The sequence below is a fragment of the Pseudobutyrivibrio sp. 49 genome (genome assembly GCF_900100545.1).
Lineage (GTDB): Bacteria > Bacillota > Clostridia > Lachnospirales > Lachnospiraceae > Pseudobutyrivibrio.
In genome coordinates, this window is the sequence record NZ_FNDP01000002.1 from 1 (window position 1) to 14,087 (window position 14,087).

At 40.7% G+C, this 14,087-nt stretch carries 9 protein-coding genes and 1 pseudogene; 2 read left to right on the forward strand and 8 right to left on the reverse strand.

Annotated elements, in window-relative coordinates:
* The 8 genes and pseudogenes from BLP54_RS16380 to BLP54_RS03420 form a co-directional block, all read right to left on the reverse strand.
* Positions 1-240 (reverse strand): annotated as a pseudogene (locus BLP54_RS16380) (IS5/IS1182 family transposase); the annotation flags it as partial.
* Between the two features lie 132 nt (positions 241-372).
* The gene (locus tag BLP54_RS03390; RefSeq protein WP_090166783.1) at positions 373-1,746 is read right to left on the reverse strand and encodes a S1C family serine protease; all 1,374 of its coding nucleotides are present in this window, start codon (positions 1,744-1,746) and stop codon (positions 373-375) included.
* 111 nt (positions 1,747-1,857) lie between these two features.
* Positions 1,858-3,690 carry a glutamine--fructose-6-phosphate transaminase (isomerizing) gene (gene glmS, locus BLP54_RS03395; RefSeq protein ID WP_090166785.1) on the reverse strand — a complete coding sequence of 611 codons (1,833 nt, stop codon included), beginning with the start codon at positions 3,688-3,690 and terminating at the stop codon, positions 1,858-1,860.
* A 24-nt stretch (positions 3,691-3,714) separates the two neighbouring features.
* Positions 3,715-5,277, reverse strand: a complete 1,563-nt coding sequence (locus tag BLP54_RS03400) for an LCP family protein (protein ID WP_090166787.1) — start codon at positions 5,275-5,277, stop codon at positions 3,715-3,717.
* A gap of 145 nt (positions 5,278-5,422) precedes the next feature.
* Complete coding sequence (locus BLP54_RS03405) at positions 5,423-6,796, reverse strand: glycosyltransferase family 2 protein (RefSeq protein ID WP_090166789.1); 1,374 nt, start codon at positions 6,794-6,796, stop codon at positions 5,423-5,425.
* Positions 6,796-8,220 carry a sugar transferase gene (locus BLP54_RS03410; RefSeq protein WP_090166791.1) on the reverse strand — a complete coding sequence of 475 codons (1,425 nt, stop codon included), beginning with the start codon at positions 8,218-8,220 and terminating at the stop codon, positions 6,796-6,798. The genes BLP54_RS03405 and BLP54_RS03410 overlap by 1 nt, the downstream gene beginning before the upstream one ends.
* Positions 8,221-8,314: 94 nt before the next feature.
* Complete coding sequence (locus BLP54_RS03415) at positions 8,315-10,156, reverse strand: glycosyltransferase family 2 protein (RefSeq protein ID WP_090166793.1); 1,842 nt, start codon at positions 10,154-10,156, stop codon at positions 8,315-8,317.
* 8 nt (positions 10,157-10,164) lie between these two features.
* Positions 10,165-11,238 carry an acyltransferase family protein gene (locus BLP54_RS03420; RefSeq protein ID WP_176754450.1) on the reverse strand — a complete coding sequence of 358 codons (1,074 nt, stop codon included), beginning with the start codon at positions 11,236-11,238 and terminating at the stop codon, positions 10,165-10,167.
* A 155-nt stretch (positions 11,239-11,393) separates the two neighbouring features.
* Here BLP54_RS03420 and BLP54_RS03425 point away from each other — a divergent pair, with 155 nt between their 5' ends.
* Entirely contained in the window at positions 11,394-12,467 is a 1,074-nt protein-coding gene (locus BLP54_RS03425; RefSeq protein WP_090166797.1) for an acyltransferase family protein, read from the forward strand.
* The gene (locus BLP54_RS03430; RefSeq protein ID WP_090166798.1) at positions 12,464-14,074 is read left to right on the forward strand and encodes an LTA synthase family protein; all 1,611 of its coding nucleotides are present in this window, start codon (positions 12,464-12,466) and stop codon (positions 14,072-14,074) included. The genes BLP54_RS03425 and BLP54_RS03430 overlap by 4 nt, the downstream gene beginning before the upstream one ends.
* Positions 14,075-14,087 lie beyond the last annotated feature (13 nt).

Here is a 14,087-nt window from a genome sequence, read left to right on the forward strand (position 1 = left end):
GATTCTGTTCATTGCTGCATAGATGACAATCTTAAGCATCTGACGTGGTGTAGCCTGATTCTTTCTGATTCTGTTATAAGTCTCATAAAGATCAGAAAGATTCATTTCCTCCACAAATGCACTTACCAGGCGTACCGGATCATCGGATGGAATGGATATTTCTATGTCTAGCGGAAGTTTGATTTGATGATACAAGGAAGATACAGTATAATCTCCTTGTAAGATTTTGTTTAGTAGCATAAACTAATTTTACAGCAAAAATCGGGCTTTTCGAAGCCCGATTTTTGTGTTAAACACAGTATTTTCGCATACAAAAAGGGGCCTCGCACTAGTTTCTTAGTGCGACAGCCCCTTCCTACTTTAATCTTTGATTTACTGAACCTTATCAATTCTACGTGTCAAGGTAACCTTAATTGTCTCTTCCTTGTAGTCATTGTCATGTCTTGCTACTGTCACATCAACAGTAGTGCCTGCTGAAATGTACTTCATGATATTGTTCAATGTATTTACTGATGTTACTGTACGTCCGTTGAAGCCAGTGATAACATCCTCTACCTCGATGCCTGCCTCATCAGCACCTGAGCCAGAAACAACCTGTGCTACATAAACACCAACTGGTACATTGTACTGCTCTGACATCTCTGAAGTGATATCCTTACCAGCGATACCAAGGTATGAAGCATCAAGCTCTGATACTACATCATTGTCTACCATCTGCTGGATGATTGACCATGCAAAAGAAATAGGGATTGCATAACCCATTCCTTCAACCTCTGCATCTGCAAGCTTAACAGATACAATTCCAATAACCTCTCCCTTAGCATTCAAAAGAGCACCACCTGAGTTACCAGGGTTAACCGCTGCATTTGTCTGGATAAGAGAATTTGTAACTACATTTCCATCATCGTCCTGAACTGAAACCTCGCGGTCCTTAGCAGAGATAATACCGTTTGTTACTGATGTTCCATATCCCAAAGCATTACCAATAACGATGGCTGCCTCACCAACTACTGTGGAATCAGAATCACCAAGTGTTGCCACCTTGATAGATGAAAGTGTATCTGATGGAATATCCTTTACTGCAACTGATACTACTGCAAGATCACATGAAGAATCTGTTCCCTTGATTGTACCCTCTACAGCCTGGTCATCATTGAAGGTGATAGTAAGTGTCTCTGCACCGCTGACAACATGATTGTTTGTAGCAATGTAAATGTAATCATCATCCTGTGCAACAATGATACCTGAACCAGCTGACTGTGTAGGCTGCTGCATTGTACCAAAGAATGTCTGGTATTCTTTAATACCAACATTTGTAACCTGTACGATTGCTGGGAGAACATTCTCTGCTATCTCAGAAACATCTGTAGTAATCTTTGTAGCTGTGGTAGTACCTGAAGCTGTGCTTGTAGATTCTACCTTAGAGTCCTTGTCCTCAGTCTTTGTAGATTCGATAGCTGTTTGATTTGCATCCTCCAGCTTCCAAAGTCTATTGGTAACTGCCACAACTGACTGGAATGCCAATCCTGCTACAAGACCGAATACCAACGCAATGGCTGCTGCATTTCCAAGCTTCTTGCCAAAAGTGCTAGTCTTCTTTTTCTTTACTCTATTGCCATCATCATAAGGCGACCACTGATAATATGATTCACCCTGATTAATCTCGTCCTTCTTGTAAGAGTATGTTCCTGAGTTTTTCTGCTCGTCTGTGTTAAAGTCATTGTTGTTATTGAAGTAATCACTCATTTAACTCGCCTTCCTTTCTCATTACATGCCTGTAGTTTAAACCCGTAATGTGATAAGTAAGTGAAAGGTAGTAGTTCTTTTTGCGAAAAACTACTACCTTTATAAATCTTTTTATTCTACAGTAACTGATTTTGCCAAGTTTCTTGGGTGATCAACATCGTAGCCCTTACCAACTGATACGTAGTAACCAAATAACTGCAATGGAATAATTGCAAGTGAGTTAGTAAAGTATCTGTTTGTCTGAGGGATATACATTACAGAATCTGCAACCTTCTCGATATCCTCATTTCCAATTGTAGTAACAGCGAGAATGTAAGCTCCACGAGTCTTGCACTCTACGATGTTAGATACTGTCTTAGCATAAACATTATCCTGTGTAGCAACTGCTGCAACAAGAGTACCATCTTCGATAAGAGAGATTGTACCATGCTTTAACTCGCCGGCAGCATATGCCTCAGAATGAATATATGAAATTTCTTTAAGCTTGAGTGAGCCCTCCATTGAAATAGCATAATCGATACCACGTCCAATGAAGAATACGTCCTTAGCTGCAACAAATCTGTTAGCAAACTTCTGGATACGCTCCTTATTTCCAAGAAGCATCTCGATCTGATCTGGAAGCTTCTTAAGATCCTTGATAAGCTCCTTCATCTCCTCTGGTGAAAGAAGGCCTCTAACCTCTGCAAACTTCATTGCAAGAAGATAGAAAGCGATGAGCTGAGCACTGTATGCCTTTGTTGTAGCAACAGAAATCTCAGGACCTGCCCATGTGTACATAACCTTCTCAGACTCACGAGCGATAGAAGAACCTACTACGTTAACGATAGCAAGTGTCATATTGCCCATAGCACGAGCCATACGAACTGCTTCCTTTGTATCAGCTGTCTCACCTGACTGAGAAACAGCAATAACAAGCTCATTCTCCTGAAGGATTGGATTACGATATCTAAACTCTGAAGCGATATCAACCTCTACAGGAATACGAGCTAAATCCTCGAATACATACTTTGCAGTAACACCTGTATGATAAGCAGAACCACAAGCTACGATACGGATACGAGAGATTGCCTTAATCTCCTCATCTGTCATACCAAGCTCCTCGATATCTACCTTATCATTCTTGATACGTGGATTAAGAGTATCACGAACAGTCTTAGGTTCCTCGTGGATTTCCTTAATCATGAAGTGGTCATAACCACCCTTTTCTGCTGCATCAACATCCCAATCAATTGTCTTTGATTCCTTCTCGATTGGCTGTCCATCTACATCATAGAACTCAATGCTGTTCTCAGTAAGCTTTGCAATCTCCTCGTTCTCGATGAAGTATACCTCACGAGTATACTTAAGAACTGCAGGAACATCTGATGCAATAAGATTTCCATCTTTGCCCATTCCAACGATAAGTGGACTGTCCTTACGAACTGAGTAAATCTCATCTGGGAAATCTGCAAAAATAATACCAAGTGCGTAAGCACCCTCAACACGGTGCATAACCTTTGTTACGCATGTAAGTGGGTCGTTGCCCTGCTTGTAATAATAATCAAGAAGATGTGCAACTACCTCTGTATCTGTCTCTGACTTAAATGTATATCCACGCTTGATAAGCTTTTCCTTAAGCTTTGCGTAGTTCTCGATAATACCGTTGTGAACAACAGCGATTGTCTCTTCCTCGTTAAGATGAGGATGAGCATTTGTTTCACTAGGCTCACCGTGTGTAGCCCAACGTGTGTGGCCAATACCAATAGTACCCTGCATTGTGGCACCATCGTGAGTCTTCTCACTAAGAAGCTTTAAACGTCCCTTAGCCTTCTGGTACTCAATCTTTGCACCATCATATACAGCCATACCAGCTGAATCATAACCTCTGTACTCCAACTTGCTAAGTCCATCAAGCAAAATAGGTGCTGCCTGTGACTTTCCAACATATCCAACTATTCCACACATAATTTTAATCCTCTTATTTAACTGTTAATTAGCTCCATCTTTAGCCTGAGTTATCTCAGCACTTGATTCACTCAAGCCTGTCTCTGACTGGATGTGATCACTTATAACATCAACCATATCATCAGTAGGATCGTAATCTTCCTGATCATATAAGAACTTGTGAAGCTGAACAACATTTGATGTAAGTGTACAAGGTACAACTACACTACCTGTCTTCTTGCTAACTGTCTTTGTCTTAAGTGCAAATGGGAATCCTGAAGACTCTGCCATGTTGTACTTGCCAACATCTGTAGCCATTCCTACACACTGTGAGAATGAAAGGCTAGTAGCAATCTTAGGGAATACCTTATCTGCAATATCATTTAACTGTGAAGGTGAAGCATGCTTAGCCTTCTCAACAATCATCTTAATAACCATACGCTGATTCTCTGCACGACCATAATCGTTGTTTACAGCGTATCTGTTTCTACAGAAACCTACTACCTGAGCACCATTTAAGTGATATGTTCCTGGGCTATCGAAGTAGCAGTCTGAGTACTTCCATCCCTCTTCCTCTTTTGGATAGTAATTAAGGATGTTCTCAACCTCTGCGATGTAACCTGCAAGAGCATTCTGTCCTGTCTCAGGGTTGTTTGTGTCAATCATCTTCTGAGTGATTTCAAGATCGAGACCATCGAGACAGTCTACAATAGTAGCAAGTGCATAGAAGTCAACTGCCACATATCCGTCAATCTTGATATCAAGGTTTGTGTTGAGCATCTCAAGTGCCTTCTCAACACCACCGTGGTTATAAGCGTAATTACACTTACGATAAAGATCATCATCCACCTTAAGGTAAGTATCACGCTGTACTGAAAGCATCTTAACATCCTTTGTATCATTATTAATAGAAACAAGGATGATAGCATCTGAGTTACCACTATCGAGCTTTCCGTTAGAACGGTTATCTACACCGAAAAGTGCGATAGTCTTGTAATTGCTAAGAACCTCTTCTGTAGCTGCATCGAGGTTGTTAGTCTCGATATTATCAATATTGATGTTGTCCCAATTTACCTTGCCGAACTTGCTCCATAAGAAGAATACCAATGCAAGGATTAATAAGATAACAATCTCAACTATAATAATTGTTCTTCTCTTCTTTTTCTTCTGTGCTGCCTTACTCATCTTCTTTCTTCCGGCTGGGCGGCTGTTAGATGGGCGGCTACTTCTTCTATCTGCTGCAGCTCTTGAAGATGCGCGACCACCATCTGGACGAGTCACTGATGGACGTCCGTTTCCTGAGCGTGAGCCTGAAGGACGGCTGCCGGCTGGGCGAGAACCCTGTGGGCGGCTACCCTGTGGGCGGCTACCCTGTGGACGTCTTGCTGCACCCTGGCGTGACTGGCTGCTTCTAGAAGCTGCTGGACGAGAGCCTGCTGGGCGACGTGCACCGGCTGGTCTGCTACCTGCTGGTCTTACTCCCTCTGGGCGTCTGCGTCTTACATCTGGATCATAATCATACATATCTAGTTCATCATCGAGATCTAATCCCCTCTGGGAATCATAATCTCTGTCCAAGTCAAAATCGTAATCGTCAAAATTACTCATCGTACTTTATATTCTCCATTCCTTTTTTCACCAAAATATTATGCTGCCATATAATATGACAGCATTATGGTTAAGTCTACTCTAAAGCTTTGTTAGTTGTCAAGGAATCTATCATATTTAAACAATTCTTAAGAATTTTTAAGAATTACTCTGCTTCCTTGGTTTCCGGTTGTTTTTCAGTACCTGGAAGGATATAGTTTTCCACGCCGATTGGCAGATTTTTATTGTAAAATCCATCTCCCTTTTGAATCATCTCACCATGTTTTTCCATCAGCCTTTCATGGCTACTTTGGGTGGATTCCACATTTCTTTCTTTAAATCTAGCAATTACCCTTGGCACAACAACAGTCCTATAGCCCCTGGCTTTTGCCCTCAGACAGAAATCCAACATGGCATCCCTGCCACTAAGATTTGGATCAAAGCCGTGAAGCATTCTGTACACCTTGGAGTCAATCATGCAACATCCGCCATCTACCATAGACACATCTCTTGGCATGCTGCCCAGGCCATCATAGGTATCCCTGAAAATTCTCTGTCCATGAAAGGCAGGATACTCGGTGCCACTTTCGTCAAAAATATAGCCCGCATTATCATAGGTAAATCCCCTACCTAAAAAACGCACTCCAACTACAGCCACGTCTGGCTGACAAAGGTATCCGTACAGCTTCTTTACGTTATTTCTCGTGAAAAGCTTTACATTCTCTTCACGCAAAAACATATAGTCCTTTCCAAAACGTCTGAAGGACGTGTCATCATAATCAATGTGCCATTTCTTTAGGGACTGGTCCACTCTGCCTGAGCATACCACACCGGTGTTTCGTAAATACGATAATGCCAGTGCCAGATGCTCCTTGCAGGAATATTCTGCTTCTTTACGCTCCTCCTTATTCATTCCTTTTAAGGTAGTTCTCTTATGATACAGAAGGGATGGCACGTGGGCTATTTCCTTTTTCTTGAAGGCAGCCCTTAAAATATATTCATATATATAGGAATATTTTGCTTTTTCATTGAACTCTCCAATCTGCTTGATAAGCTTCTTGGAAATGCAGATAAACTCTCCTATATAATTCATCTGCAAAAATAATTCCTTATTAAAATCGCTCTTAAAGTGTGGGTTCATTCTATCAAGGCCCACCAATTCATCATGATCACTGTAGATGATATATTCCTCTGTTTCGAGAGACTGAAGCTTCTCATTAAGAGAGCTTAAGGTATTCCCACTCAGACGGTCGTGCTGTCCGAGAAATACCACATGGTCACCTTCAGCAAAATGAATTCCAACATTGTAAGCATAGGCTCCGCCATTTTTCTTTTTCAGCCTGCGATAATGAACCTTGTCCACGATATCAGGGAAGAACTCCTTGATGGTAACCTCCAGCTCATTTGTTGGATTGTTGTCCAAAATATATAATTCGAATTCACGATAATCCTGCTGATCTATGGACTCCAGCATATCCTTAAACTGATCCATGTCAGTATCGTAAGTCCAGACAATCAGTGAAAAATAAGCATCGCTCATTATTTCGAACCCTTTCCTCCAAGCACAACCGCAACAGTTTTAAGTAATATCTTCAAATCCAGGCCCAACGACCAGTTGGAAATATACTGGGTATCAAGAGCTACAACATCTTCGAAATCCTTGATATCGCTTCGACCACTTACCTGCCACATTCCCGTAAGCCCCGGCTTGATAGAAAGTCTTGCCTTGTGGTGCAAAGCGTAATTTTCATATTCATCCTCCAGTGGTGGACGTGTGCCAACAATTGCCATGTCGCCTTTTAGTACATTCCAGAACTGAGGCAGCTCATCGATGGAGTACTTGCGCATGAAACGTCCGATTGGGATAACACGTGGGTCGTTTTCCATCTTGAACATATTTCCGGTCATTTCGTTCTGGTCCATCAGCTCCTGCTTTCGTTCCTCAGCATCCATGTACATGGTTCTGAATTTATAGAACTTAAACTTTCTTCCGTTTTTACCGATTCTGGTCTGGCTGAAAAATACAGGTCCCTTGGACTGGAACTTTATTATTGGTGCAAAAATAATGAAAGCAATCACTACCAAAACAAGACCGATAATCGAGCCTAATATATCGCCAAATCGTTTACAAAATGCCTGTCGATTGTTAGCAATATGCATACTAGTGGTAAGTACAATGTATCGGCCATAAGTCTCCATTATTCTGTTAGGCATAAGATGGTCTGTGTGAATAAGGGACACATGAACTGTCAGTCCCTGTTCTACCAAACGTCCTGCAAGACTTTCCTCACTGGATATGGTGTTACCATCAAGGAAAACCTCATCAACCACGTTGGTTCTAAGATATTCAAATAAAGTATCAGCTGCGGCCACAACAGGAATCCCCTGTATTTCCTGTCCAGTCATATCCTTGTCCACAACAACCACACCGTTTACCTTAAATTCGTAATATGGGCTGTGTCCAAGATCTTCCAGACACGCATCTACAGTGGTAGATTCTGCCACCACAATAAGGGATGCCTTATTGACATCCTGAAGCATTCTTTTGCGAATGACACGTTTCCATCCACATCTGAAAATATATGAGATAACTACCATTGCACCGCCTGCTATACCAAGAGCAAATCTTGAGTAGAAGAAGGTAGTCTGCATTGCCTGCATGTATAACAGAATTCCAAGTACATTAACCAGACAATGACCTATGGTAGATACCGCTTCCTGATATTTGTTTCGTCGTAAAATTCCCGTGTAAGTCTCTGTAAAAAGAACTCCTGCCAAATCTATGAATGGCAAAAGCATCGCCATATCCTCATATAATGGATAATGGTCGAATCTGCTAATAAAGATAACTGCGCCTTCAAACTTAATGAAAACACCCATAAAAAGTGCAAGCTCTGCAGCTACCATGTCTAGCAAAATAAAGTCCAGATGCTTTACCCACGAGCGCTTCTTTTTCTTGTACAAGATAACTCTCCCCAACACACTAAATATGTAAAAACCTGATTACTTCCCCAAGTAATTTATTACCTTATATTATAAATGTTATTGACCTTATTATCTACTCAAATGAATAGTCAAATTTTGTCAGTGAAAGATTTGGATTGTAGTAAGGATCACCCTTCTCATACACTTCCTTCCACTTAGACATAAAGTACTCTGTCTCCTTGTCCATACGGGCTTTCTTCTCTGGATCCTCATGGTCTAAGCCACGACTAAGTGACTCCAAGTGATACCACTCTGAAAATGGAGTGTACACGCAGAGCAAATCCTTTGCTCTAAGCTTCAGACAGTAATCCACATCGTTAAAGGCCACTGCAAGCTTCTCATCAAATCCGGCCACGCTCTGGTAGTCAGCCTTGCTGGTAAGAAGACATGCACCAGTTACAGCAGATAAATCCTGCACACAGGTGCTTCGATAGAAATATCCTACCTGCTCTCTTCCGCTTCCATGGAATTGAGAATTTGCCACACCGCCAAGTCCAAGAATAAGTCCTGCGTGCTGAACGGTGTTGTTGCCATAGTATAATCTGGCACCTACTGCACCCACATCATTTCTTCTGACAAATCCCATCATCTCTGAGATAGCGTTTGTATTAATCATTCGTGTGTCGTTGTTCAAAAGGAGAATGTACTCTCCGTCTGACATTTCCACGCCATAATTAACAAGAGCAGAGAAATTAAACTGGCCCTTTGTCTCAGGATGTGCCGCTGTAAAATCAACCACCTTTGCGTTGATGTCTGTTCTGATTTCCAGCTCTTTATAGTAATCAAACAACGCTGCTTCAGTGGAATTATTTTCCACAATAACGAACTGAATATTCTTGTAGTCTGTGTGCTCATGAATGCTGTCGATGCACTGCTGCAAATCCCTGCAATGATTCATGTTAGGAATTACAATTGACAAAAGCGGTGTATCTGGCCACTCGTAAATAGTGCGGTAATATCCCAAATGTGTATCAAGCTCCACGCGGGCTGGCACACCTATTCTCTTGTAGTGCTCCTCTACTGCGCGACGACCATTCTCATATGCATACATCTTTGCCTCTGGATGATCCGCTGTAGAAAGAGGATGTGTACGCCAATGATACAGCACTCTTGGAATGTGATAAATATTCTTACACTGCTCAAGAATTCTAAGATCAAAATCGTGATCCTGAGCGCCATCAAACTCAGACTTAATGCCGCCGCTTGCCTTAACCAAATCAGCTCTGGCAACAAAAAGATGAGTGATGTAATTGTGTGAGCACAACAAATCAATATTAAAATCTGACTTGAAATGAGGAAGGAAATATTCCTTGCCTTCCATGTCAATTTTATCCTCGTCAGAATAGATAGCCTCGATGGTACTGTCCTCATTTAAAGCCTTTGCTATATAAAACATTGCATCAGGTGTGATGAGGTCATCATGGTCGGTAAAGCCAATGAAAGAACCAGTGGCAAGCTCCAAGGCTGCATTAGTATTTCCGGCAATTCCAGTATTGCCCTCCAGCTTCTTGTAGACAATTCTGTCGTCCCACTGTCCACCTGTAGCCTTAAGAATAATATCCCTCAAACCTTCCTTTGGACTTCCATCACCAAGGCAAAGCTGCCAGTTTGGATAGGTCTGTGCTGTGAAAGACTGAATTAACTCCACCAGGAAATTCTCTGGTGTATTATAAAGGGGAATGACTATACTGATTACAGGATTATACGTAAATACGGTATGGCGCTGCTTATCAAGTTCAGCTTCTGTAACAGGATGTGCCTTCAAAAATTTACGATAGCTATAGTGCTCCTGATCGTGACCGATAGCCTTTAAAAAAGTCTTGGTAACGGTTCTACGAACACCGTAGTGCTGAAGATACATCAGCCCCTTTTCAATTTTATTAGTTGGTTCTTTGTACTCTTTAATCTCGTTCATAATATTCCTTATTTTAATTTCAGTAATTGTTTTTCAAAGCAATGCCAGCTGATAAATGCCAATGGCACAACAACAAGTACAGATACCACAAAATTAAGATAGGTATCCATATAGTATGCGCGGTAGCCGTATGGGATTTCACCCAAGTATTCAATGACACGCTGCTGCACGAAGAAGGACATGATGTACACGCCGTAGGAAATATCTCCCACCTTATTGTAGTACTCAGAAATCTTCCAGTAGCTAAAGCCTATACACATAAGAATGTAAGTACCAAATAACGCAAATACGATTTCATAATCAAGGAAGTAGGAGCCAACAATAAATGCCACAACCTTCAGCCAAAAATATCTGTAGCGAAGAACTATTCTCTCACGATAGATGTAGTAGAGCACACCCATCTCAAAGTGCATTGTAAGTCGACCAAGATTTACCAGCACGTCTTTTGACAAGATAAAAACGGTAGCATCTGTCCATAGATAATTAAAATACAGATATACACCACCTGAAAAAGCTACCAGCAAAAATATAAGCTTGTTGCACTTCTTTAAAAATGGGAACAATACAATTACCAAAAGGTAGCAAAGTACTTCGTACTGCAAAGTCCAGATACTTCCGTTGGAGCTGCGATTAATATGGTTTGCAAATACTCCCGGAAGGCTGGTCTGAGATGAATTAAATACTAAATTCATCAGATAACCTTTTATATCTCCGGCAAAATATTCCTTCATAGAAAGACTTGTATAAATCGGTCCAAAAATAAAAGCTGTAACTAAAATAAAAAGCGCTAAAAGAGGCCAGATTCTAAGGAATCTAGCTCTAATATATTTGACTACATCGCCACTTCTTTCATAGCTTCTATAAATTAAAAAACCGCTTATTACAAAGAAAATATCTACGCCCACCTGACCAGAAAGTGCCTTGTGGAATGACAACGTGTACATAATATCTGCCTCAAGATTTGCCTGACATAAGGCAAAAGAATGCATGTACATAACCATCAAAGCGGCTATCAGCCTAACCAGATTTAAGTTGTTATTAGTGCCTTGTGACAAGTCTGCTAATGTGCGTTTATTCTTCATTAATAATTCCTTTAAATTACATATTTTTACGTGTGTCATTTTATCATATACCCAGACCACATACAAATTTACCTATTTTTTCATAGGTCACTATAGTATAATCACAATGAGTTAATTTTGAAATTTACCATCACATTTTGAAGGGAATAATATAAATGAAACAGTCCAAAAACAACGCAATTCAGGGACTTCGATTCTGGGCTATCACCCTTATCATCCTGTCTCACTGCGGTTTCCTGGCTCAGGGTGGATTAGGAAATAATATTTTCTTTGCCATGAGCGGTTTTTTCGTTTGTCAGCCATTTACACAAGACAATTTCGAATTTAATTACTTTACCCCAAAGGCATTTGGTCACTATTACCTAAAGCGTTTCATGCGTATCATCCCAGCCTGCTGGCTGTGCATGTTCTTCGGTACTTGGGGGCTAAACTTTTTTGATTTTAGAAATTTCCAGACTGACAATAGTCTTTTGTTAAATATGTTTTTCATCAAGAGTAAGAACCACCTCTGGTTCCTTCAGCAGGAAGTATTTTTCTATCTGGTAGCTCCATTTATAATTTTGATTATTGCTGCCTTCAAAAAGCTACTCGGAAAATTAGGACTTGCTGCGCTTCAGATGAACCTTGCAGTATTTGCATTTTTAAATCTGCTTGTATTTGTAAGCTATCAGCTTTTGCCAAAGGCACCAGCCCTTTTCCTGAATGGAAATGGTTATGCCTCTCCACTCAGACTGTGGCTCTTTCTTATAGGTATGTCCTTTGCCTACATGCTTAAGCTTGTAAAGCTTTTGGCACCTAAGGTATCTGCCGCTGGAGTTCGTACTTTAGAGATTGTTGGTTCAGTTTATGTAGTTATCTGCCTTATACTTTCTATTGTCAGCTCCGTGGATATTCTGACTCTTATAGATAAGCGTCTGTCAGATTGCTACGTTGGATGGGAGCATCCTGTTCTCATCACTTATATGGCAGCTTTGGCGATTATGATTTTATGTCTTCTTTCTGAGGTAAATATCGTTCGTCGCTTTATGGGTAACAGAGTTTTCACTCTCGTTGGAAATGTAAGCTTTTCAATGTACCTGCTGCACTTTATGCTGATGCTTCACTTTTCTGACCTTTCAGCTTACAGAATTTTCGTGGTTGTTTATTTGCTTTCACTGGCTATGTCTATCGCCATTTATAACTATGTGGAGCAGCCACTTATTAACAAAACAAAGGAGTACCTGAATTGATTTCACGCCTCAAAGATAAAGCCTTCAGACGAGGGCTTTTCACAATTATAAAGTTCATACTTGCCGTAGTTCTGACAGTAATGACTTACTTTACCACAAGACATCTTGCATACGTTACTGTTGGACTTGCTGAGCTCGCACTTATTTTCATTATTTATAATCTAATCGTGGAGAAGAAATGGGGGCGAATCCTTGCCTGCATACTATTTTTCATCTATGTAGGACAGATGACTGTGCTCTATTTTGGAAACAGCTACGTGACTCTTACCATGCTTAAGAATGTAAAGTTTTTACAGGATTTAGGCGGACGAGCTGTTGCTTATATCTTAGGAACTGTTTTAGCACTGGCAATAATTTTCCTTCCTGGAAAAGCTGTCATAAAGTTAAATAAAAGAATTATCCTTTATTTTGTTGTTGCACTTCTTATTGTGGAAGTAGCCGTAAACATTGAGTATAAGCGCTTTAGTCCCGTACAAAGCTTCGCTACAATTTTTGTAGATCAGCTTCGTTACCAGCATGTTAAGCGTGCAGCTGCAGACCCACAGGTAGCTCTTGCCACCTTCCATAAAGACTCTGTTGAGGATGGAATAAATAAGCCAGAAGGCTTGCCTGAGAAGCCAAATATTATTGTTATTTTCACAGAAGGTCTTAGCTCAAACATTATTTCAGACGAACGTGAAATAATGCCAAGTGTAAGGGAGTTCGAGAAATCCTGCATCTCTTTTAAGAATTATTACAACCACACCTTTCCTACACTCCGTGGTGTTCAGGGTCAGCTCTACAGTGGTTATAAGCTGGATGATGACAAAAAGGCTAACAATCTTATCTCCCTTCAAAGTGTTTTAAAGGACCAGGGATACAGAACAGCCTTCGTAAATACGGAACCCTTTAATGAGGAGTTCACTCAGTATTTAAATAATCTTGGCTTCGATGAAATTGTTGAAGATAAGGACAATGTTACTGGCCTTGCTGATGGCATGACGGATGGAGAAGCTTACAGACTTCTCACTCAGACAGTTCATGAGATGGAAGAAAGTGATGAACCGTTCCTCCTTGGAATTTATACCTTTGGCACCCACGTTTCCTTCAACTCAAAAGAGTATCAATATGGTGACGGCGCCAACGGCTTTTTAAATAAGTTTTACAACTGTGACCAGATGTTTAACTACTTCTTGGAAGAGTTCAAATCATCTAAGCTGGCAGATAATACAATACTGGTTTTCACCACAGATCATTCTACTTACGCTGATCAGTCTTACACCGATTTATTCCCTGACCACAAGCGTGATTGCACAGACTTAGATGAAATGCCATTGTTCATCTATCACAAGGATATTCAGCCACAAGAGATAGATGTAGAGGGACGCAATTCTCTTTGCTTCACTCCTACTATTTTGGATTTGCTGGATATCAATACTGAGAACTACTTCCTGGGCACCAGCCTTTTTGACAAGAACGCCAGCAGTTCTTTTGATAAAATGTTTTATGATGCCTCTTATCTTATCAGTACAGAGGACGCCCAGATACGGTATCTGGAAGAGCTGGAAAAAGAAGAATTCCTAAGCCAGGTGTTAGCTTACTTTAGCGCACTGGAGGCAGAAAGATAAATAAAAAAGAAGA

Bases quoted from the DNA above. Each gene is read 5' to 3' on its own strand.
- BLP54_RS03415 (WP_090166793.1), bottom strand. From the start codon at position 10,156: ATGAACGAGATTAAAGAGTACAAAGAACCAACTAATAAAATTGAAAAG.
- BLP54_RS03400 (WP_090166787.1), bottom strand. From the start codon at position 5,277: ATGAGTAATTTTGACGATTACGATTTTGACTTGGACAGAGATTATGAT.
- BLP54_RS03425 (WP_090166797.1), top strand. From the start codon at position 11,394: ATGAAACAGTCCAAAAACAACGCAATTCAGGGACTTCGATTCTGGGCT.
- BLP54_RS03390 (WP_090166783.1), bottom strand. From the start codon at position 1,746: ATGAGTGATTACTTCAATAACAACAATGACTTTAACACAGACGAGCAG.
- BLP54_RS03405 (WP_090166789.1), bottom strand. From the start codon at position 6,796: ATGAGCGATGCTTATTTTTCACTGATTGTCTGGACTTACGATACTGAC.
- BLP54_RS03420 (WP_176754450.1), bottom strand. From the start codon at position 11,238: ATGAAGAATAAACGCACATTAGCAGACTTGTCACAAGGCACTAATAAC.
- glmS (WP_090166785.1), bottom strand. From the start codon at position 3,690: ATGTGTGGAATAGTTGGATATGTTGGAAAGTCACAGGCAGCACCTATT.